Annotated in this window: 22 protein-coding genes; 6 read left to right on the top strand and 16 right to left on the bottom strand. The window is 63.1% G+C overall.

All coding sequences use genetic code 11. The features are described from left to right. Positions 1 to 70: 70 nt before the first annotated feature. The 4 genes from BLS08_RS10745 (at position 71) to BLS08_RS10730 (ending at position 3,902) form a co-directional block, all read left to right on the top strand. Positions 71 to 985, top strand: a complete 915-nt coding sequence (locus BLS08_RS10745) for an urea transporter (RefSeq protein ID WP_055986341.1) — start codon at positions 71 to 73, stop codon at positions 983 to 985. Positions 986 to 1,021: 36 nt separating this feature from the next. Then, positions 1,022 to 1,405 carry a hypothetical protein gene (locus tag BLS08_RS10740; RefSeq protein ID WP_055986343.1) on the top strand — a complete coding sequence of 128 codons (384 nt, stop codon included), beginning with the start codon at positions 1,022 to 1,024 and terminating at the stop codon, positions 1,403 to 1,405. An 88-nt stretch (positions 1,406 to 1,493) separates the two neighbouring features. Next, positions 1,494 to 2,360, top strand: coding sequence for an ion transporter (locus BLS08_RS10735; RefSeq protein ID WP_055986346.1), 867 nt, complete (start codon positions 1,494 to 1,496; stop codon positions 2,358 to 2,360). A gap of 84 nt (positions 2,361 to 2,444) precedes the next feature. Next, complete coding sequence (locus BLS08_RS10730) at positions 2,445 to 3,902, top strand: SLC13 family permease (protein ID WP_055986348.1); 1,458 nt, start codon at positions 2,445 to 2,447, stop codon at positions 3,900 to 3,902. Positions 3,903 to 4,035: 133 nt separating this feature from the next. On the opposite strand, the gene BLS08_RS10725 is transcribed toward BLS08_RS10730, so the two are convergent. The 10 genes from BLS08_RS10725 to ccmA all read right to left on the bottom strand — a co-directional run bounded on the left by BLS08_RS10725 (position 4,036) and on the right by ccmA (position 11,378). Then, on the bottom strand, positions 4,036 to 4,362 hold the full coding sequence (locus BLS08_RS10725) for a hypothetical protein (RefSeq protein WP_055986351.1): 327 nt from the start codon (positions 4,360 to 4,362) through the stop codon (positions 4,036 to 4,038). Further along, the gene (ccmI, locus tag BLS08_RS10720) at positions 4,362 to 5,570 is read right to left on the bottom strand and encodes a c-type cytochrome biogenesis protein CcmI (RefSeq protein WP_055986354.1); all 1,209 of its coding nucleotides are present in this window, start codon (positions 5,568 to 5,570) and stop codon (positions 4,362 to 4,364) included. Before ccmI ends, BLS08_RS10725 begins: the two co-directional genes overlap by 1 nt. After that, on the bottom strand, positions 5,567 to 6,055 hold the full coding sequence (locus BLS08_RS10715) for a cytochrome c-type biogenesis protein (protein ID WP_055986357.1): 489 nt from the start codon (positions 6,053 to 6,055) through the stop codon (positions 5,567 to 5,569). Before BLS08_RS10715 ends, ccmI begins: the two co-directional genes overlap by 4 nt. Beyond that, entirely contained in the window at positions 6,052 to 6,591 is a 540-nt protein-coding gene (locus BLS08_RS10710; RefSeq protein WP_055986360.1) for a DsbE family thiol:disulfide interchange protein, read from the bottom strand. The genes BLS08_RS10715 and BLS08_RS10710 overlap by 4 nt, the downstream gene beginning before the upstream one ends. Beyond that, complete coding sequence (locus tag BLS08_RS10705) at positions 6,588 to 8,561, bottom strand: heme lyase CcmF/NrfE family subunit (protein ID WP_055986363.1); 1,974 nt, start codon at positions 8,559 to 8,561, stop codon at positions 6,588 to 6,590. Before BLS08_RS10705 ends, BLS08_RS10710 begins: the two co-directional genes overlap by 4 nt. Beyond that, a complete protein-coding gene (ccmE, locus tag BLS08_RS10700) occupies positions 8,558 to 9,046 on the bottom strand; it encodes a cytochrome c maturation protein CcmE (protein WP_055986366.1) in 489 nt (162 codons plus the stop codon). Before ccmE ends, BLS08_RS10705 begins: the two co-directional genes overlap by 4 nt. Beyond that, entirely contained in the window at positions 9,043 to 9,219 is a 177-nt protein-coding gene (ccmD, locus tag BLS08_RS10695) for a heme exporter protein CcmD (RefSeq protein WP_003460798.1), read from the bottom strand. The genes ccmE and ccmD overlap by 4 nt, the downstream gene beginning before the upstream one ends. Further along, complete coding sequence (locus tag BLS08_RS10690) at positions 9,216 to 9,971, bottom strand: heme ABC transporter permease (RefSeq protein WP_021489620.1); 756 nt, start codon at positions 9,969 to 9,971, stop codon at positions 9,216 to 9,218. The genes ccmD and BLS08_RS10690 overlap by 4 nt, the downstream gene beginning before the upstream one ends. A 94-nt stretch (positions 9,972 to 10,065) precedes the next feature. Then, the gene (gene ccmB, locus BLS08_RS10685; RefSeq protein WP_003460796.1) at positions 10,066 to 10,737 is read right to left on the bottom strand and encodes a heme exporter protein CcmB; all 672 of its coding nucleotides are present in this window, start codon (positions 10,735 to 10,737) and stop codon (positions 10,066 to 10,068) included. Further along, a complete protein-coding gene (gene ccmA / locus BLS08_RS10680) occupies positions 10,734 to 11,378 on the bottom strand; it encodes a cytochrome c biogenesis heme-transporting ATPase CcmA (protein ID WP_055986369.1) in 645 nt (214 codons plus the stop codon). The genes ccmB and ccmA overlap by 4 nt, the downstream gene beginning before the upstream one ends. Positions 11,379 to 11,582: 204 nt before the next feature. On the opposite strand from ccmA, the gene fliK reads away from it, so the two are divergent. Both fliK and BLS08_RS10670 read left to right on the top strand, forming a co-directional pair. After that, entirely contained in the window at positions 11,583 to 13,112 is a 1,530-nt protein-coding gene (gene fliK / locus BLS08_RS10675) for a flagellar hook-length control protein FliK (RefSeq protein WP_055986372.1), read from the top strand. After that, positions 13,109 to 13,456 (top strand): EscU/YscU/HrcU family type III secretion system export apparatus switch protein, encoded by a 348-nt coding sequence (locus BLS08_RS10670; RefSeq protein ID WP_055986375.1) that lies wholly within the window; start codon positions 13,109 to 13,111, stop codon positions 13,454 to 13,456. Before fliK ends, BLS08_RS10670 begins: the two co-directional genes overlap by 4 nt. 95 nt (positions 13,457 to 13,551) lie before the next feature. On the opposite strand, the gene BLS08_RS10665 is transcribed toward BLS08_RS10670, so the two are convergent. The 6 genes from BLS08_RS10665 to BLS08_RS10640 all read right to left on the bottom strand — a co-directional run bounded on the left by BLS08_RS10665 (position 13,552) and on the right by BLS08_RS10640 (position 17,868). Further along, positions 13,552 to 13,965 carry a DUF2802 domain-containing protein gene (locus BLS08_RS10665; RefSeq protein ID WP_055986378.1) on the bottom strand — a complete coding sequence of 138 codons (414 nt, stop codon included), beginning with the start codon at positions 13,963 to 13,965 and terminating at the stop codon, positions 13,552 to 13,554. A 3-nt stretch (positions 13,966 to 13,968) separates the two neighbouring features. After that, positions 13,969 to 14,448: a chemotaxis protein CheW gene (locus BLS08_RS10660; protein WP_003243242.1), complete on the bottom strand. Its 480-nt coding sequence runs from the start codon at positions 14,446 to 14,448 to the stop codon at positions 13,969 to 13,971. Positions 14,449 to 14,544: 96 nt separating this feature from the next. Then, positions 14,545 to 15,348, bottom strand: coding sequence for a CheW domain-containing protein (locus BLS08_RS10655; protein ID WP_055986381.1), 804 nt, complete (start codon positions 15,346 to 15,348; stop codon positions 14,545 to 14,547). Between the two features lie 86 nt (positions 15,349 to 15,434). Beyond that, complete coding sequence (locus BLS08_RS10650) at positions 15,435 to 16,223, bottom strand: ParA family protein (protein ID WP_003460780.1); 789 nt, start codon at positions 16,221 to 16,223, stop codon at positions 15,435 to 15,437. A gap of 82 nt (positions 16,224 to 16,305) precedes the next feature. Beyond that, positions 16,306 to 17,115: a flagellar motor protein MotD gene (motD, locus tag BLS08_RS10645; protein WP_003460778.1), complete on the bottom strand. Its 810-nt coding sequence runs from the start codon at positions 17,113 to 17,115 to the stop codon at positions 16,306 to 16,308. A gap of 12 nt (positions 17,116 to 17,127) precedes the next feature. Beyond that, entirely contained in the window at positions 17,128 to 17,868 is a 741-nt protein-coding gene (locus BLS08_RS10640) for a flagellar motor protein (RefSeq protein WP_055986384.1), read from the bottom strand. Between the last annotated feature and the right edge of the window lie 13 nt (positions 17,869 to 17,881).

The raw sequence follows: 17,881 nt of genomic DNA, 5'->3' as shown, positions 1-17,881 counted from the left end.
ACACGGACGGCTCCCCTCTCCCGCGTGCGGGAAAGGGGCTGGGGGAGAGGGCTCTCTTGGCGCATACATCATGCCTCCACTACCAACCTCACACCCTGCCCTGCTCAGCCTGCGCGCCCTGCTCAGCGGCTTCGCCCAGATATTCCTGCAACAGCACCCCGGCTGCGGCCTGCTGGTACTGATTGCCATCCTTATCGGCGCACCCGAGCTGCTACCCGGTGCCCTGCTCGGCGGCCTGACCTCGACGTGGGTGGCGCAGCGCCGCGGCTACCCGGAAGCGGACATCGCCATTGGTCTGTACGGCTACAACGGCATCCTGCTCGGTCTACTGCTCAGCCTGAAACTGCCATGGACACCGCTGCTGCCCGGGCTGATCATCGCCAGCTCCGCCCTGTCCAGCCTGCTGCTGGCACCCTGGATGCGGCGCATGCGCCAGCATAGCTGGCTGCCCGCCTTCACCTTTCCCTTCGTGCTGCTGGGTTGGCTGTTGCTGGCTCTGGTCACCCAGTTGCAGATGCCACTTGCAACCCCCACCAGCGCGCCCAGCGCACCGGAACTGAACTTCCTGCAACTGATGCTCGCCGTGCTGCGCGGCCTGGGCCAGGTCATCTTCCTCGACTCGCCACTGGCCGGCCTGTGCCTGCTGCTCGGCTTGCGCCTGGCCGATGGCCGCATGGCGCTGTGGGCGCTGCTGGGTTCTAGCAGCGGCTTCGCCCTGGCGATTTTCCATGGTTGGCCCAGCGATGGTGCCCTCGCCGGTCTCTATGGCTATAACGCCACCCTCGCCGCCATCGCCATGGCCCAGGTACACCGTAGCCCACTGGTACCGGCCCTCGGCATCCTGCTCGCCCTGCTGCTGCAACCCGGCTTCAGCGCCCTCGGACTACCGGCACTGACCATGCCTTTCATCCTCGCCTGCTGGCTGATCAGGGCCGGTGCACAAAGTTGGCAAAAGGCAGTCAAGGACAGCACCCCGACATTCTAGAATCGCGCAACCGACCGCAAAGGGAGCGCGCGGAACATGGACAGACGAATTCTCGGCCTCAGCTTGCTACTGGCAACCGCTACGACCTGCGCAGAGTCAAACCCGAGCCTGATCGGCCCGGTCAGCGATATCGTGGTGATCGCAGATGGACTCGGCCCGGAGCAAGACAACTGCCAGAGCTTCAAGGTCAGAGAAGCAATGGTCGCCGATTTCCTGCGTCACGCCCTCCTCATCACCCACCGCCAGGAGCACGACTGGTACCTCCACAGCCCCTGCCAGGCCCATGGCACCTTGAGCACCCGTTACGGTGAATGGCAGTGGCAGCTACTCAATCTGGGCACCGCACGGATTACAGCGGTCACCGGTGAAACCTTCGTGCTCGGTGATCCGCGGGAGGAGTCTTCGCTGGAAGGGGATTGAGAACAGAGCAGCAAGCACAACCACGGCCTTGCCCTCACTCTGCCTTCCTGCCTAGGCTGTGCCCTTTCGCGTAATTTGGACCTTGGCCATGGAGAACCGGCAGAGCTGGCGTCAACGCATCTACATCATCATCTTCGAAACCAGCACGCCCGCAGCGCAGCGCTTCGACAACTGGCTGCTGGTGACCATCCTCGCCAGCTTGATAGTGGTGATGCTCGACAGCATCGAGCACTTCCACAACCAGTACGCCGATGTGTTCGGCGCGCTGGAGTGGTTTTTCACCGCGCTGTTCGCCATCGAGTACGGCTTGCGCCTGTACAGCTCGCCCAAGCCGATGCGCTATGCCTTCAGTTTCTTCGGCCTGGTGGATCTGCTCGCAGTGCTGCCTGCGATCCTGGCGTTGATGTTCGCCGATGCGCAGTACCTGATGATCGTCCGCGTCATCCGCATGATCCGTATCTTCCGTGTGCTCAAGCTGCGCCAGTACCTGACCCAGGCCAACTTCCTGCTGGTAGCGCTGCGCGGCAGCAAGCAGAAGATCGTGGTGTTTCTGGTGTGCGTCTCGACCCTGGTCACCGTGTATGGCGCGCTGATGTACGTCATCGAAGGCCCAGCCAATGGCTTCACCAGCATTCCCACCGGTATCTACTGGGCAGTGGTGACGCTGACCACTGTGGGTTTCGGTGACATCACCCCGCAAACACCCGTAGGCCAGATGCTCGCCACGCTGGTGATGATCACCGGCTACTCGATCATCGCCGTGCCCACCGGCATTTTCACCGCCGAACTGGCCAACGCCATGCGCCAGGACGGGCTGATGGAGCACGACTGCCCGCATTGCCGGAAGAACCGCCACGAATACAGCGCGGCGTTCTGTAGTCGCTGCGGTGGACCACTGTTCAGCAGACAGGCCGAGCCGTCATCGGCGGCGCCAAGCAGGCCTGAAACAGACTGAAGCAAAACCGATCAACCACCGCGTGGTCATAAAGTCGCCCTATGGGCTATAAAGCCCGCCTTTTTTAGCTGAAGGAAGCGCGCCATGGCCGTTACCACCAATGAATCCACGGCACCTGCCAAGGCCGCCTGGATTGGCCTGATCCTGGGCCCCTTGCTACTGCTCGTCTGCCTGGTCACCGAGCCGCCAGCCGGCCTCTCCAGCACAGCCTGGGCTACCATCGGCCTGGCCCTGCTGATGGCCACCTGGTGGTCGACCGAAGCCATTCCGATCCCGGCCACTTCGTTGCTGCCGATCCTGTTGATCCCGGCGCTGGGCATCGACAGTCTCAATGCAGCCACCGCGCCCTACGCCAACCCGACCATCTACCTGTTCCTCGGTGGTTTCGTTTTGGGCCTGGCCATGGAGCGCTGGAACCTGCACAAGCGCATCGCGCTGATGACACTGCTGGCCATGGGCAGCAAGCCCAGCAGGCAAATCGCCGGTTTCATGATGGCCACGGCCTTCCTCAGCATGTGGGTGAGCAACACCGCCACCACCATCATGATGCTGCCCATCGGCCTTTCGGTAATCGGCATGCTCACCAGCGAGAAGAGCACCGACGAAGCCGATCGTGAGCGTTTCGCCACCGCCCTGCTGCTGGCCATCGCCTACGCCGCCAGCATCGGCGGTATCGCAACGCTGATCGGTACACCGCCGAACGCCTTGCTGGCTGCCTTCCTCGCCGACAACTACGACGTACAGATCGGCTTTGGCCAGTGGATGCTGCTGGGCGTACCGGTGGCGGTGATGATGCTGGCCTTTACCTGGTGGTGGCTGACGCGAGGTGGCTTCAACCTGGCCGGGCACGACAGCACGCAGCTGATCCGCAGCGAGCTGGCCGAACTCGGCCCGCTGAGCCGTGGCGAGAAGCTGGTGGCGCTGGTGTTCGTGGTCACGGCACTGGCCTGGATATTCCAGCCGCTGATCGCCGACTGGATCTCGGGCGTCAACGACACCAGCATTGCCATCGCAGCGGCACTGGCGCTGTTCATCATCCCGGTGGATGCCAAACAGCGCGTGTTCCTGATGAACTGGGAAAGTGCCAGCAAGCTGCCCTGGGGCGTTTTGCTGCTGTTCGGCGGCGGCCTGTCGCTGGCCGGTGTAATCCGCAGCACCGGCCTGGCCGAGTGGATCGCACAGAGCCTCGGCGCACTGGGCGCCCTGCCAGTGATCGCGATGGTCGGCGTGGTGGTGTTGGTGATCATCTTCCTCACCGAGATCACTTCCAACACAGCGACCGCCGCGGCCTTCCTGCCGCTGCTGGGTGCGCTGGCCGTGTCGCAGGGCATGCCGCCCGAGCTGCTGGCGATTCCTGCCGCCATCGCTGCCAGTTGCGCCTTCATGATGCCGGTGGCAACGCCGCCCAATGCCATCGTGTTCGGCACCGGGCATATGAAGATACAGTCGATGATCAGAGCGGGCTTCGCCCTCAACCTGTTCGGCGTGGTGCTGGTGACAGTGATCAGCTACCTGCTGGTGGGCTTGATCTGGGCGCATTGAGCCTGAATCGCACCAACAAAAACGGCGCCTTCGGGCGCCGTTTTCATATATGGAGGCTGGGGTATAAGCCTGGGTTGAAACTCACCTGATCGATACGGAGGTTTACAACCGTCGCCCCGCGTGTGACGGCCGATCAGCGATTCTGATACTGACGAAACAACCCCGGTGGAATGCCGGAGCTGTCGGTATCCTTCCACGGCCCGCCGGCTTGCGACGACCAGCTCCAGCCGCCGTCCCAGCGGTAGAAGATACGCTCGCGGTAGTACAGATCACGTGCGCCTTCGACCACATAGACGCCCAAACCCGGATTCCAGTGGCTCTTTACCCCAGGCGGCGGCGCATAGCGCGGGTGCGACGGCTGCTGCACCGGCGGCAACTGGCCAACCGGTGTACTCGGTTGCTGCAATACGCAGCCGCTCAGGCCAAGCCCGAGTACGCAGGCCAGCACCAAACGCTTCACTATGGCTGCCCGTCACGGCTGTCGATCAGTAGCGTCTGTACGTCAGTGGCCGAGTTGGCTACAGAACCGCTCTGGCCGATCCACTCACCCTGAGTGGCATTGCCGGCGCGCGATATACGCGCCACCAGTTGCACCTGATCGAATTGGGAGATTTTCAGCTGTGGCATCATCGCATCCACATCCGACAGGCTGACTTGCGCCGGCAGGTCGGAAACCTTCAGGCGCTTGACCGCCAACGGCACCGGCGGGCCACTGAGGGCACGGGCAAAGATGAACACGGCATCGTCCGGCTGCACGTTCTGCTGCACGTCGGGCGCCAGCGATACGCTGACCTGCAGCGCCTGAACCTTGGCGTCCGGCTCGGCTGCAGCGCTGGGCTGCTCGCCCTCAGCCATCTGCTGGCGGGCACGTTCGATACCACCGGCGATGGCCGCACGGGACGGATCCTGCTCCGGCAACACGGCGACCAGACGCTCCCAGTAGCGCACGGCATCGGCATAGCGCTGGCTTTCGTAGGCAGCGATACCCAGCAGACCGAGGCTGGTGACCTCTTCCGGATCAGCCTGCAGCGCTTCGTCGGTAAGCGCCTGCAGTCGCTCGCTCCACTGTTTGCCTTCGGCAAAATACAGCGCCTGCGCCCATTGGCCGAGCAGTTCCGGGGCACGCCCGGCGATCTCAACGGCACGCTCGAAGGCCTTGGCGGCATCGCCGGCACGCTCCTGCGCCATATAGGTACGACCGAGGAAGTACCAGGCCTCGGCAGACTCCGGCTGTTGCTGCACGGTCTGCTCCAGGCGCGCAGTCATCTCCTCGATGCTTTGCGGCTGCGCAGCGGCCAGTTGGCGAGTCTGTACGACCTCATCGACAGCGCCCCAGTGCAGATAAAGGGCAACCCCCAGCACCGGCACCAGCAGCGCCGACACCAGCGGAATCTTGCCGCCGAGCACGCTGCTGCGGCGCTGCACGCCTTCGGTATCATCCAGCAGCTCGCGCGCCGCCTCGGCACGACCGGCCTCCATCTGCGCTTCATCGAGCACGCCAGCCTGGAGTTGGTTTTCCAGCTCCTGCAGGCGCTCCTGATAGAGGGTGACGTTGAGTGCGGTACGGTCTTCTTCGGCCTGCAGCTTGCGAATACGCAGTACCGGAATCAACAGAAAAGCCAGGGCAGTCAGCAACAGCAGCCCGGCGGGCAACCAGAAATCGATCATCGGTCTTTGTTGTCCTGAGAGTTTTGCTCGAGCAATGCGGCGAGGCGCGCCTGCTCATCGACGGAGAGGCCAGCAGCAGAGCGGTCTTTGTTCTGGCTGCGACGGCGCAGGAGAATCACCCCCAGCACACCGAAGCCGATTACCAACATGCCGGCCGGGCCGTACCAGAGCAGCAGCGTGCGACTGGTCAGCGGCGGCTTGTAGAGCACGAAGTCGCCATAGCGCGAGACCAGGAAATCGATGATTTCCTCGTTGCTCTTGCCCTCTTCGAGCATGCGGAAGATCTCGTTGCGCAGGTCCGTGGCGATCGGCGCATCGGAGTCGGCGATGTTCTGGTTCTGGCACTTCGGGCAACGCAGTTCTTCGATCAGGCTGCGGTAGCGCTGACGCTCGGCGTCGTTGGCGAACTCAAAGGTATCGATGGCGGCCTGCGCGCTGGCCAACAGCCCCAGCGCCAAACCGGCAGAAATCAACAGACGCTTCATGGCTGGGCCTCGTCAACCAATTGCTGGTAGATCGGCGCCAGCTTCTCACGCCAGACACGCTCGTCGATGGTGCCGACGAACTTGTGGCGGATGATGCCCTTGGCATCGACGAAGAAGGTTTCCGGCGCGCCGTACACCCCCAGATCCAATCCCAGGCTGCCCTTGGCATCCTCGATATTGAGCTGATAGGGATTGTGCAGATCGCGCAGCCATTGCTGCGCCGGCTCGCGCTGATCCTTGTAGTTGACCCCATGGATCACCACGCCGGCCTCGGCCAGCTTGTTCAGCACCGGATGCTCGTGTCGGCAAGCCGGGCACCAGGTGGCCCAGACATTGACCAGCGCCGGCCTACCCTTGATGTCGGCCTCGCTGAGGGTGCGCTCGGGATCGTCCAGCGCCGGCAGGCTGAAAGCCGGAAACGGCTTGCCGATCAGCGCCGAGGGCAACTCGGACGGGTCGAGGAACAGGCCGCGATAGAGGAATACGGCAATCGCCAGAAAGGCCAGCAGCGGCAACAGCAGAAGCAGGCGTCTCATGCGCTGGCCTCCTGCATGCCCAGGGCTTCGCGCACGCGGGTTCTGACCTTGATGCGGTAGCGCTTGTCGGCTGCAGCGAGGAAGCCGCCGAAGCCCATCAGCAGCGCGCCCAGCCAGATCCAGCGGACGAACGGTTTGATGTGAATGCGTACGGCCCAGGCGCCCTGCTCCAGCGGCTCGCCGAGGGCGACGAACAGGTCGCGAGTGAAGCCGGCATCGATGCCCGCCTCGGTCATGGTCGCCTGCTGCACGGTGTACAGGCGCTTCTCCGGGTGCAGCACGCTGATCTGCCGCTCGCCGTCGAACACACGCACCGTGCCCTTGTCGGAAATGAAGTTGGGGCCTTCATGATGCACCGCGCCCTCAAACTGGAAGCGATAGCCGCCCAATTCCACCGAGTCACCCGGCGCCATACGCAGATCGCGCTCGTAGCTGCCAAGGCTGGTGAGCACCACACCCAGGGCGCATACGGCGAAACCGAAGTGCGCCATCTGCATGCCCCAGTAGCTGCGGCCCAGGCTCGGCAGGCCTTTTAGCAGGCCCTTGTGCCGGGTCTTGTCGAGGATGTCGCGCACGCCAGCCAGGATCACCCAGAAGGCCAGCAGGCAGACGGCCAGAACGGCCCAGTGGAAATCGCCATGCAGGAAAGTGGCGACTACCGCCAGCACCACGCTGGCCACCAGCACCGGTGCCAGCATGCTGCCCAACCATTTCAGCGGGGTATCCTTCCAGCGCACCAGCACGCCGACACTGATCACCGCCATCAGCAGTGCCATCAGCGGCAGGAACAGCGCGTTGAAGTAAGGCGGGCCGACCGACAGCTTGGCGCCGGTCAGCGCATCGAGCACCAGCGGGTAGAGGGTGCCGAGCAGAATCATCGCGGCCGACACCACCAGCACGATGTTGTTGACCAACAGCAGCGCCTCACGCGACCACAAGCCAAAGCCGACCTGGCTCTTGACCACCGGCGCGCGCACGGCGAACAACGCCAGCGAACCGCCCACCACCACCAGCAGGAAGGCGAGAATGAACACGCCGCGTTCCGGGTCGGTGGCAAAAGCATGCACGGAGGTGAGCACGCCCGAGCGAACCAGGAAGGTGCCGAGCAGGCTGAGGGAGAAGGTGGCGATGGCCAGCAACACCGTCCAGCTCTTGAACACGCCACGCTTCTCGGTGACTGCCAGCGAGTGAATCAGCGCAGTACCCACCAGCCAGGGCATGAAGGAGGCGTTCTCTACCGGATCCCAGAACCACCAGCCGCCCCAGCCGAGCTCGTAGTAAGCCCACCAGGAACCCAGAGCGATACCGATACCAAGGAAAGCCCAGGCAACGGTAGTCCAGGGCCGCGACCAGCGCGCCCAGGCCGCATCGAGCTTGCCGCCGAGCAATGCGGCGATGGCGAAGGCAAAGGCCACCGAGAAACCGACGTAGCCCATATACAGCATCGGCGGATGGACGATCAGGCCGAAGTCCTGCAACAAGGGATTGAGGTCGCGGCCATCAGCCGGCGAGTTCGGCAGCAGACGTTCGAAGGGGTTGGAGGTGACGATCAGGAACAGCAGAAAACCAATGCTGATCATGCCCATCACTGCCAGTACGCGGGCCAGCATCTCCTCCGGCAGGTGGCGCGAGAAGATCGCCACGGCGAAGGTCCAGCCAGCCATAATCAGCGCCCACAGCAGCAGAGAGCCTTCGTGCGCGCCCCATACCGCGCTGAACTTGTAGTACCAGGGCAGTGCCGTATTGGAGTTGTTGGCCACGTAGGCGACGGAGAAATCGTCGACCATGAAGGCGTAGGTCAGGCAGATGAAGGAAAACAACAGAAAGGCGAACTGACCCCAGGCAGCCGGCTGCGCCAGGCTCATCCATTGGTGGTCACCGCGCCAGGCACCGATCAGCGGCAGCGTCGCCTGTACCAGGCACAGGCACAGCGCCAGAATCATCGCCAGATGGCCGAGCTCGGGGATCATTGTGCGCTCTCCTGCTGATAGCCCTGTTTGGCGGCTTGGGCCTCATTGTGCTTCTGCATCATTCCGCTCTTTTCCAGGGCCTGCATGACTTCAGGCGGCATGTAGTTCTCGTCGTGCTTGGCCAGTACCTCGTCGGCCACCAACACGCCCTCAGCATTGACCCGGCCCAGAGCGACGATGCCCTGCCCCTCACGGAACAGATCCGGCAGGATGCCGCTGTAGCGAATGGTCACGCCGTGGGCGCCGTCGGTGACGACGAAGTCGACTTCCAGGGTATCGGGGGAGCGCTTCACCGAGCCCTCTTCGACCAGGCCACCGGCACGAATGCGCGTACCCTCCGGGGCTTCGCCATTGGCGATCTGACTCGGGGTGTAGAACAGGTTGATGTTCTCCTGCAGCGCGGTCAGCGCCAGCGCCACGGCGATGCTGACGCCACAGAGGATGGCCAGAACGATGTACAGGCGTTTCTTGCGAACCGGATTCACTTCGATTTCTCCCGGCGCAAACGACGCGCCTCGTCTTGCAGGTAACGGCGGCGCGCCAGGATTGGCAGCACCACATTCAACGCCAGGATCGCCAGGCTGACGCCGTAGGCACTCCAGACGAATACACCATGAGTGCCCATGGCGAGAAACTCGGAGAACGACGCGAAACTCATGCCTTGCCCTCCACCAATGTCTGCACTTCGGCTTTCACCCAACTGCTGCGCGCTTCACGCTTGAGCACTTCAAGACGCATGCGATAGAGCAGCACGGCGCCGAAGAAGCAGTAGAACCCCAGCACCGCCAGCAGCAGCGGCAGCCACATCTCCATCGGCATGGCCGGTTTTTCGGTGATCTTGAAGGTGGCGGTCTGGTGCAGTGAGTTCCACCATTCCACCGAGTACTTGATGATCGGAATGTTGACCACACCGACGATCGCGAGCACGGCACAGGCCTTGGCAGCGCTGTCGCGGTTGCTGATCGCATTGCCCAGGGCGATGACGCCGAAATACAGGAACAGGAGGATCAGCATCGAGGTCAGGCGCGCGTCCCATACCCAGTAGGTGCCCCAGGTCGGTTTGCCCCAGATGGCCCCCGTGAGCAATGCGATGGCGGTCATCCAGGCGCCGATGGGGGCAGCCTGCTGCAGGGCGACATCGGCCAGCTTCATCTTCCACACCAGCCCGACCAAGCCGGCGATCGCCAGGGTCACGTAGATCGACTGCGCCAGGAAAGCCGCCGGAACATGAATGTAGATGATGCGAAAGCTATTGCCCTGCTGGTAGTCCGGCGGCGCGAACGCCAGGCCCCAGATCAGGCCAGCGGCGATCAGCAACACAGCAGCGATACTGAGCCAAGGCAGCCAGCGGCCGCTCATCTCATAGAACCACTTGGGCGAACCCCACTTGTGAAACCACGTCCAGTTCATTCAGTCGACTCATCATCTACACGTAGCCCGGATGCAATCCGGGGAGGCTGTCGAGAGCTCCCGGATTGCATCCGGGCTACATCACGGTTCGTTCTTATTCGCCGACACTGATGGTCAGACCGGCGGCAATCGCAAAAGGTGTCAGGGTCACCGCCAGGGCGGTGAGGCTGGCCAGCCACAACAGGTGACCGCTAGCCGGCAGTCCTTGCAAGGCCGCCTGCAGCGCCCCGCTGCCAAGAATCAGCACCGGGATGTACAGCGGCAGGATCAGCAGCGCCAGCAGCAGGCCGCCGCGCTTAAGACCAACGGTGAGCGCCGCGCCCACCGCGCCGAGCAGGCTCAGCACCGGGGTGCCGAGTAGCAGGGAAATCAGCAGTACCGGCAGGCAACGCCCAGGCAGACCAAGCATCAGCGCCAGCACAGGCGCCAGCAAAACCAGCGCCAGACCACTGAAAAGCCAGTGTGCCAGCACCTTGGCCAACACCAGAAGAGGCAGGGGGTGCGACGAAAGGACCCACTGTTCCAGCGAGCCATCCTCGAAATCACTGCGGAAAAGCCCGTCCAGCGAGAGCAGCACGGCCAAAAGGGCTGCGACCCAGACCAGACCCGGAGAAAGGGTTTGCAACAATTGCGTCTCTGGCCCCACCGCCAGCGGGAACAGCGCAATCACGATGGCGAAGAATACCAGGGGGTTGGCCAGGTCGGACGGACGACGAGCAAGCAGGCGCATTTCGCGCGACAGCAGTTGAGTGAAAACGTTGCTCATGCGGCGTACTGCCCCAGATCCAGATTGCGATAGGTCGCCAGTGTGCATTGCAGGCTGTGGTGAGTAGTCAGCACCACGACGCCACCACGCTCGCAATGGCCGGCCAGGTGCGCTTCGAGTTGCGCCACGCCACTCTTGTCCAGCGCAGTGAAAGGCTCATCGAGCACCCATAGCGGCGGCGTGTCGAGCAGATAAAGGCGTGCCAGCGCGACACGGCGCTGTTGGCCGGCCGACAGGGTATGGCAGGGAACATCTTCGAAACCGCGCAGGCCGACCGCTTCCAGCGCCTGCCAGATCGCCTCGCGATTGGCCGGGCGATGCAGCGCGCAGAGCCAGGCCAGGTTCTCTTCGGCAGTCAGCAGGCCCTTGATGCCGGCGGCATGGCCAATCCACAACAGGTTGCGCGCCAGTTCACTGCGCTGCTCGGCCAGGGCCTGGCCCTGCAAAAGGATGTCGCCGGAGGTCGGCTGACGCAGGCCAGCGATCAGCCGTAACAGGCTGGTCTTGCCGCTGCCGTTGGGGCCGCTGATCTGCAACATGTCGCCTGGCTGCAGAGCGAAGTGCAACTGCTCGAAGAGCATGCGCCAGTCCCGCTCACAGCTGAGCGCCACGGCTTCGAGAAGGGGAACGGGACGGGTCATCGATACCTGGCAGGGTTAAAGTCGACGGTGCTCCGGCCGCTATACTGACGCGTGCCGGAAGTGCGCTGCGCAACGGGACGGCATTATACATGTCGCGTCACTGTCCCCGCAGTCAGCATTTTCGACAGGGTGTTAATCTGTCGCAGGCAAATCGGCCTTAGGCTGTACTCGCGAAGCAGTACACCATCAGATACGTGAGAGCCCATGAGCGAAATCAGCAGCCCACGCCCGCTTCCCCCTGCCGTGCCGGTGATTCGCAACACTGCGACTGCCGCAGACATGGCCGTGCGTCTGTTGCAGCCGCTGGAAGGCATGCTGGCGGCCGGCGAAAGCGCCAAGGCCGAAGTCGTGGCGATTCGTGAGCAGGCGCAAAGCTTCCAACTGCTGCTCAAACTGACCCTCGCCGGTGGCAAGCAGGCGACTCTGCAAGCCGAAAGCCCCAGGCCACTGGCCCAGGGCAGCGCACTGGTGGTCACAGCACTGTCCGAGACTCGCCTGGCGCTGGCCTTGCAGGCTGGCGGTGACAAGCCGCTGACCAGCCTTGACCTGCAACAACTACCACCCGGCACGCTGGTGCAGGGCAAGGTCGTCAGCAGCGCCCCGCTGCCGACACAGAATGCGCAGACAATCTATCGCCTGGTGGTGAACCTGCTCAATACCCCGCTCGCCGGCAGCCAGCTGGCGCTCGACAGTCCGCAGGCGCTGCCGCTCGGCAGCCTGCTCAGCGCGCAGGTGCAGGGCAGCCAGAGCCTCGCCTTCCTGCCGCTCAGTGGCCGCCTCGATCAATTGGTACTGGGCCAGCAACTGGCCGCCCAGCAGAATCGCCAGGCATCGCTGGAGGGTCTGTTCAAGGGCCTGCAGAAGCTGAGCGGCGGCGATGAAGCCCTGCGCGGCAGTATCGACAAACTACTTGGCGCCCTCCCCGACAGCACCCAGCTGAGTACCGCCAAGGGCCTGGCCCAGGCACTCGAAGGCAGCGGTGTGCTGCTCGAAGCCAAACTGCTGCAGGGCCAGACCGGTACACTGCCGCAGGACCTGAAGGCCAACCTACTGCGTCTGATCGCCCAGCTGATGCCGCAACTGCCAGGGGTTTCCGGTCCCCTTGCCGGCCTGCAGAACGCCCTCGGCCAGAACCTGCCCAACCTGGCCCGGCAACTGCTCGGCGCAGGCGCTGCCGGGTCGGCACGCCAACAGGCGCTGACCTTTCCCCTGCCCTCACGCTTGCTGCAGAACATGGATGGCGAAGCCGACCTGGAAACCCTGCTGAAGCTCGCCGCAGCGGCCGTCTCACGGCTGCAGACCCACCAACTGTCGAGCCTCGCGCAAACCCAGGTCGACGCCAACGGCAACCTGCTGACCACCTGGCAGCTGGAGCTGCCCATGCGCCATCAGCAGGAGGTGATTCCGCTGCAGGTCAAACTGCAGCGCGAAGACAGCGCCAAGGCGGAAAAAGCGGAACAGAAGGAAACACTCTGGCGCGTGGAACTGGCCTTCGATCTCGACCACCTTGGCCCACTGCAGGTTCGGGCTCAGTTGCTACGCGGCAGCCTCTCCAGCCAGTTATGGGCCGAACGCGCCGATACCGCATCGCTGATCAACGCCGAACTGGGCAACCTGCGTGAGCGCCTGCAAGCCGCGGGCCTGGAAGTCGGCGAACTGGCCTGCAGCCAGGGCATGCCGCCGCAAGGGCCGAAGACCTCGCTGGAACAACGCTGGGTGGACGAAACCGCATGAGCCGCAAGTCGCAGTCCGAAGCGCGTCAGGCCATCGCCCTCAACTATGACGGGCAAACCGCGCCAATACTCAGCGCCAAGGGTGATGACGAACTGGCCGAAGCCATCCTCGCCATCGCTCGCGAATACGAAGTGCCCATTTACGAAAATGCCGAGTTGGTGCGTCTGCTGGCGCGCCTGGAACTGGGCGACGCCATTCCGCAAGCGCTGTATCGCTGCATTGCCGAGATCATCGCCTTCGCCTGGTACTTGCAGGGCAAGACACCGGAAGGTTTCGAGCAGGGGCAGGACGGCGAGCGCGACGTGACGCCGACGCTACCCCGCTTGAGCGGGCCGACTCGCTGATTTCGCGACGGAACACATGCAGGGCAAGAAAAAGCTTGGCTATGTCTGCGTTAGCTGTTGCCAAGCGGTTCAAAGCTTCGCGACTGAAGCCGCTCCTACGGTTTTTTGGGCTGGTGCAGGCGGCTGATCAGCTCGGCCTCGGCCTTGCTCAGGCCACAGGACTGGGTCAGGTCATCGACGCTGGCGCCCATGCCCACCAGGCGAGCAGCCTGGGTGAACGACAGGCTGCTGGGGTCACGCTGTTCGATCTGGCTGACCTTGTCCGGCAGCGGCGCCACTACTCGGCGCAGCTCATGCAGCTCTTCGCCCATGCGAATGCTGCCGGTCAGGTAGGCGTCGAGACGCTTGCTCAGCTCCCTGATCCGCGCATCGCGCACGGCGTCACGCTTGGCCTGCTCAACCAGCAGGCGCTGCTGGTTGCGGTACAGGCCTTTGCAGACGATGCCCAATGCCACGCATAGCAGCGCCACGAAGGCCAGGGCCGCGGCAAGCATGGCGAACTCGGACATGGCTCAGATGCTCTCCAGCTCCGACCACTCTTCCTCGGACATCATCTTGTCCAGTTCGACCAGGATCAGCAGCTCGCCGTTCTTGTTGCACACGCCCTGGATGAACTTGGCCGACTCGTCGTTACCGACGTTCGGTGCAGTCTCGATCTCGGACTGACGCAGGTAGACCACTTCGGCCACGCTATCGACCAGGATGCCGACCACTTGCTTGTCCGCTTCGATGATGACGATACGGGTGTTGTCGGTGACCGGCGCCGAACCCAGGCCGAAACGCTGGCGGGTATCGATTACGGTAACCACGTTGCCACGCAGGTTGATGATGCCCAGCACATAGCTCGGAGCACCCGGTACCGGGGCGATCTCGGTGTAACGCAGGACTTCCTGCACCTGCATCACGTTAATGCCGTAGGTCTCGTTATCCAGGCGAAAGGTCACCCACTGCAGAATCGGATCTTCGGCACCCTGTGCAGAACTTTTCTTCATGTCCCTAGCCTCATCAAAAACCGCTCAGTGCGGCATGCGCGGGTCGACCCGCTTGTCATCAACTATAAGAGCCCGTTGGCACTGGCTCACCAATTCTCAATGCAGTTTGCCGCCATTCAGGCGTTTCGCCCCGCCGCTGGCGATCAGCTCGGCCAGTGCCGCGACGTCGAGCAGCGCGCACATGTGCTCGATCACCGTGCCGGCCAGCCAGGGCCGCTGGGTACGCTGACTGCGCCACTTGACCTCGCTCGGGTCCAGGCGAATCGAACGGCTGACCTGATGCACGGCCAGCCCCCACTCGTAGCCCTGCACCGAAATCACGTACTGCAGGCCTTCGCGGAAGTCATCTCGGTAACGCTCCGGCATCACCCAGCGCGCAGTGTCCAGCACCTTCAGGTTACCGGCCTGGCTCGGCAGGATACCGAGGAACCAATCCGGCTGCCCGAACAGCGGTGTCAGCTCCTGACCTTCCAGTGGGTAAATCGACCCCAAGCAGATCAATGGCACGGCCAGGGTCAACCCGGCAACGTCGAACAGCAGGCATTCGAACGGCTCCTCGGCCCAGGCAGGGCGACCATCGGCCAACAGCGCAGCCGGCTGTGGCGCCAGCTCGGCAGCGGGAGCAAGCGCCGGCGGCGCCTCGTCGATGAGCGGAGCTTGTATCGGCGCGAGTAATTCAACCGGTGCGACGTCCATCTGTACCAGCGGTTCAACCACGCTAGCGGGCACAACCGGCTCAACCAGCCGCGCATCGCGCACCTGCTCCTCGAGCACAGCGGCCTCGAACTCGTCGAGGCTGACGGACATCTCCAGTTCGGCAGCGGCCTCCTGTAGCAGCCCGTCAAGGTAGGACTGCAGGGCCAACTGGGAACGCGTGGCGGTGGCGAGGTTACGGCTCATGACTGGAACCCGGAATAAGATCTTGACAGCCTATCGGCCGCTGCATGCTCCGACTTGAGTGTCGCAGTTCAACACAGACGCTCATTTCAAGCCACCTGCGCCGCCGGGTGATGAGTCAGAAGATGCTTGAGCAGTGCCCGATAGGCGATCACGCCACGGCTGCCCGCATCGAACTGCGAAGGCGTCCGCCCTGCCCGACTGGCATCACGCAAGCGCGTATCGACCGGAATATAGGCCGGCCACAGGTGCTCGGGATAGGTATTGCGCAGCACCCGCAGCGTGCTCATGGACGCCTGGGTACGACGGTCGAACAGCGTCGGCACGATGGTGTAGGGCAAGGCCTGCTTGCGCGAACGGTTGATCATCGCCAGCGTGGTGATCATGCGCTCCAGGCCCTTCACCGCGAGGAACTCGGTCTGTACCGGAATCACCAGTTGCTGGCTGGCTGCCAGGGCATTGACCATCAGTACGCCGAGCAGTGGCGGGCTGTCGATGACAGCATGATCGAAATCTTCCCACAGCTGCGCCAGGCTCTTGGCGATTACCAGACCCAGGCCACTCTGCCCCGGTGACTGGCGCTCGAGCGTGGCCAGCGCGGTGCTCGACGGCAACAGGGAGATATTCTCGTGACTGGTGCTGTGCAGCAGCTGCTTGGGCAGGCCTTGCGGCACATTGCCCTGATGCAGGAACAGATCGAAGCAACTGTGCTCCAGCGCATCGGGGTCATGACCGAAATAACTGGTCATCGACCCATGCGGATCGAGATCGACCACGACCACACGCTTGCCGGCATCGGCCAACAGGCCTGCCAGGGCGATGGAGGTGGTGGTCTTGCCGACCCCACCCTTCTGATTGGCTACTGCCCAGACTTTCATTTTCTCTCATCCTCCCGGCAAGAGGCGCTCAGGCCGAGAATGGCTATCGCACGCACGCAGCAGGCGACTGGGATTTGACGGCTCACGACTGTGGAACCCCCGACGTAGGCGCTGGTGCAGGTTGCGTGCCAGCCTCTGACTGCTGGGTCGCGGCACTGCCAGCGCCACGTCGCGTGTCGAGGTTGCGCGAAATCACCAGCACGACCCGGCGATTACGCCCCCTGCCCTCGGCTGTGGCATTGTCCGCTACCGGCTGGAACTCGCCGTAACCGACAGCAGCCAGACGTGAAGGGTCGACACCATCCATGGCCAGCATACGCACGATGCTCGCCGCGCGCGCCGCAGACAACTCCCAGTTGGTCGGATACTGCGCTGTCTGAATTGGCACGTTGTCGGTGAAACCTTCCACCTTTATCGGGTTCTGATAAGGCGCCAGAATCTTGGCGAGCTTCTCGATGATGTCGAACGCCTGATTGTTTGGAATGGCATCACCACTGGGAAACAACAGACTGGAGCTGAGCTCGATCTCGATCCACATCTCGTTGCCGCGTATGGTCAGCTGATCACTCTTGATCAGCTCGCCAAACACCTCGCGCACGCTGGAGGCGATGCTTTGCAGGGCCGAATCCGAGCTGGGGTCGTCCATCGAGGTGTTATCAGGCTCACTGGTGCGCGGCCGTTCCTCACCGACCGGAATCGGCTTGATCGAGCGTTCAGGCTGATTGAACACGCCCGTCAGCGACTCCGAGAGGATCTTGTACTTGCCTTCGTTGATCGAGGAAATCGAGTACATCACCACAAAAAAGGCGAATAGCAAGGTGATGAAGTCGGCATAGGAGACCAGCCAACGCTCGTGATTCTCGTGCTCTTCATGATGCCGCCTGCGCGCCATGCCATACCTCCATCAGTCCATGAAGCCTTGCAGCTTCAGTTCGATGGAGCGCGGGTTCTCACCCTCGGCGATGGACAGGATGCCCTCCAGCAGCATCTCGCGGTAACGCGACTGGCGCAGAGCAATGGACTTGAGCTTGTTGCCCATCGGTAGCAGCAGCAGGTTGGCGAAGCCGACGCCGTAGATGGTGGCAACGAACGCCACGGCAATGCCGCTGCCGAGAATGCTCGGATCAGCCAGGTTGCCCATCACGTGAATCAGGCCCATCACTGCACCGATAATACCGATGGTTGGCGCATAACCACCCATGCTCTCGAACACCTTGGCGGCCTGGATATCGCGCGCCTCCTGGGTATAGAGATCGACCTCCAGAATGCTGCGAATGGATTCCGGCTCGGCGCCGTCGACCAGCAACTGCAGACCTTTGCGCGCATAGGGGTCAGGCTCGGCATCGGCCACTGCCTCCAGGCCGAGCAGGCCTTCCTTGCGTGCCACCATGCTCCAACCGGTCACACGATTGATACCGCCGACCAGATCGATACGCGGCGGGAAAAAGATCCAGCGCATGATGCTCATGGCACGCTTGAACACCTGCACCGGCGCCTGCAGAAAAGCCGCGCCCAGCGTGCCGCCGATGACGATCAGCGCCGCCGGACCGTTGAGCAAGGCACCAGCGTGCCCGCCTTCGAGATAATTGCCGCCCAGAATGGCAACGAACGCCAGGATGACGCCAATCAGGCTCAGTACATCCATGCGCATGTTTCCG

Origin of the sequence: Ectopseudomonas chengduensis, from assembly GCF_900102635.1 — a bacterium.
Lineage (GTDB): Bacteria > Pseudomonadota > Gammaproteobacteria > Pseudomonadales > Pseudomonadaceae > Aquipseudomonas > Aquipseudomonas chengduensis.
This window is presented reverse-complemented; position numbering and strand designations above follow the sequence as displayed.

Coding starts and splice junctions, on each gene's coding strand:
- motD (WP_003460778.1), bottom strand. CDS start 17,115: ATGGCGCGCAGGCGGCATCATGAAGAGCACGAGAATCACGAGCGTTGG.
- BLS08_RS10655 (WP_055986381.1), bottom strand. CDS start 15,348: ATGAGCCGTAACCTCGCCACCGCCACGCGTTCCCAGTTGGCCCTGCAG.
- BLS08_RS10705 (WP_055986363.1), bottom strand. CDS start 8,561: ATGATCCCCGAGCTCGGCCATCTGGCGATGATTCTGGCGCTGTGCCTG.
- BLS08_RS10670 (WP_055986375.1), top strand. CDS start 13,109: ATGAGCCGCAAGTCGCAGTCCGAAGCGCGTCAGGCCATCGCCCTCAAC.
- BLS08_RS10640 (WP_055986384.1), bottom strand. CDS start 17,868: ATGGATGTACTGAGCCTGATTGGCGTCATCCTGGCGTTCGTTGCCATT.
- BLS08_RS10730 (WP_055986348.1), top strand. CDS start 2,445: ATGGCCGTTACCACCAATGAATCCACGGCACCTGCCAAGGCCGCCTGG.
- BLS08_RS10740 (WP_055986343.1), top strand. CDS start 1,022: ATGGACAGACGAATTCTCGGCCTCAGCTTGCTACTGGCAACCGCTACG.
- ccmD (WP_003460798.1), bottom strand. CDS start 9,219: ATGAGTTTCGCGTCGTTCTCCGAGTTTCTCGCCATGGGCACTCATGGT.
- ccmB (WP_003460796.1), bottom strand. CDS start 10,737: ATGAGCAACGTTTTCACTCAACTGCTGTCGCGCGAAATGCGCCTGCTT.
- ccmA (WP_055986369.1), bottom strand. CDS start 11,378: ATGACCCGTCCCGTTCCCCTTCTCGAAGCCGTGGCGCTCAGCTGTGAG.
- BLS08_RS10665 (WP_055986378.1), bottom strand. CDS start 13,965: ATGTCCGAGTTCGCCATGCTTGCCGCGGCCCTGGCCTTCGTGGCGCTG.
- ccmI (WP_055986354.1), bottom strand. CDS start 5,570: ATGATCGATTTCTGGTTGCCCGCCGGGCTGCTGTTGCTGACTGCCCTG.
- BLS08_RS10735 (WP_055986346.1), top strand. CDS start 1,494: ATGGAGAACCGGCAGAGCTGGCGTCAACGCATCTACATCATCATCTTC.
- BLS08_RS10690 (WP_021489620.1), bottom strand. CDS start 9,971: ATGAACTGGACGTGGTTTCACAAGTGGGGTTCGCCCAAGTGGTTCTAT.
- BLS08_RS10650 (WP_003460780.1), bottom strand. CDS start 16,223: ATGAAAGTCTGGGCAGTAGCCAATCAGAAGGGTGGGGTCGGCAAGACC.
- BLS08_RS10710 (WP_055986360.1), bottom strand. CDS start 6,591: ATGAGACGCCTGCTTCTGCTGTTGCCGCTGCTGGCCTTTCTGGCGATT.
- BLS08_RS10660 (WP_003243242.1), bottom strand. CDS start 14,448: ATGAAGAAAAGTTCTGCACAGGGTGCCGAAGATCCGATTCTGCAGTGG.
- fliK (WP_055986372.1), top strand. CDS start 11,583: ATGAGCGAAATCAGCAGCCCACGCCCGCTTCCCCCTGCCGTGCCGGTG.
- BLS08_RS10715 (WP_055986357.1), bottom strand. CDS start 6,055: ATGAAGCGTCTGTTGATTTCTGCCGGTTTGGCGCTGGGGCTGTTGGCC.
- BLS08_RS10745 (WP_055986341.1), top strand. CDS start 71: ATGCCTCCACTACCAACCTCACACCCTGCCCTGCTCAGCCTGCGCGCC.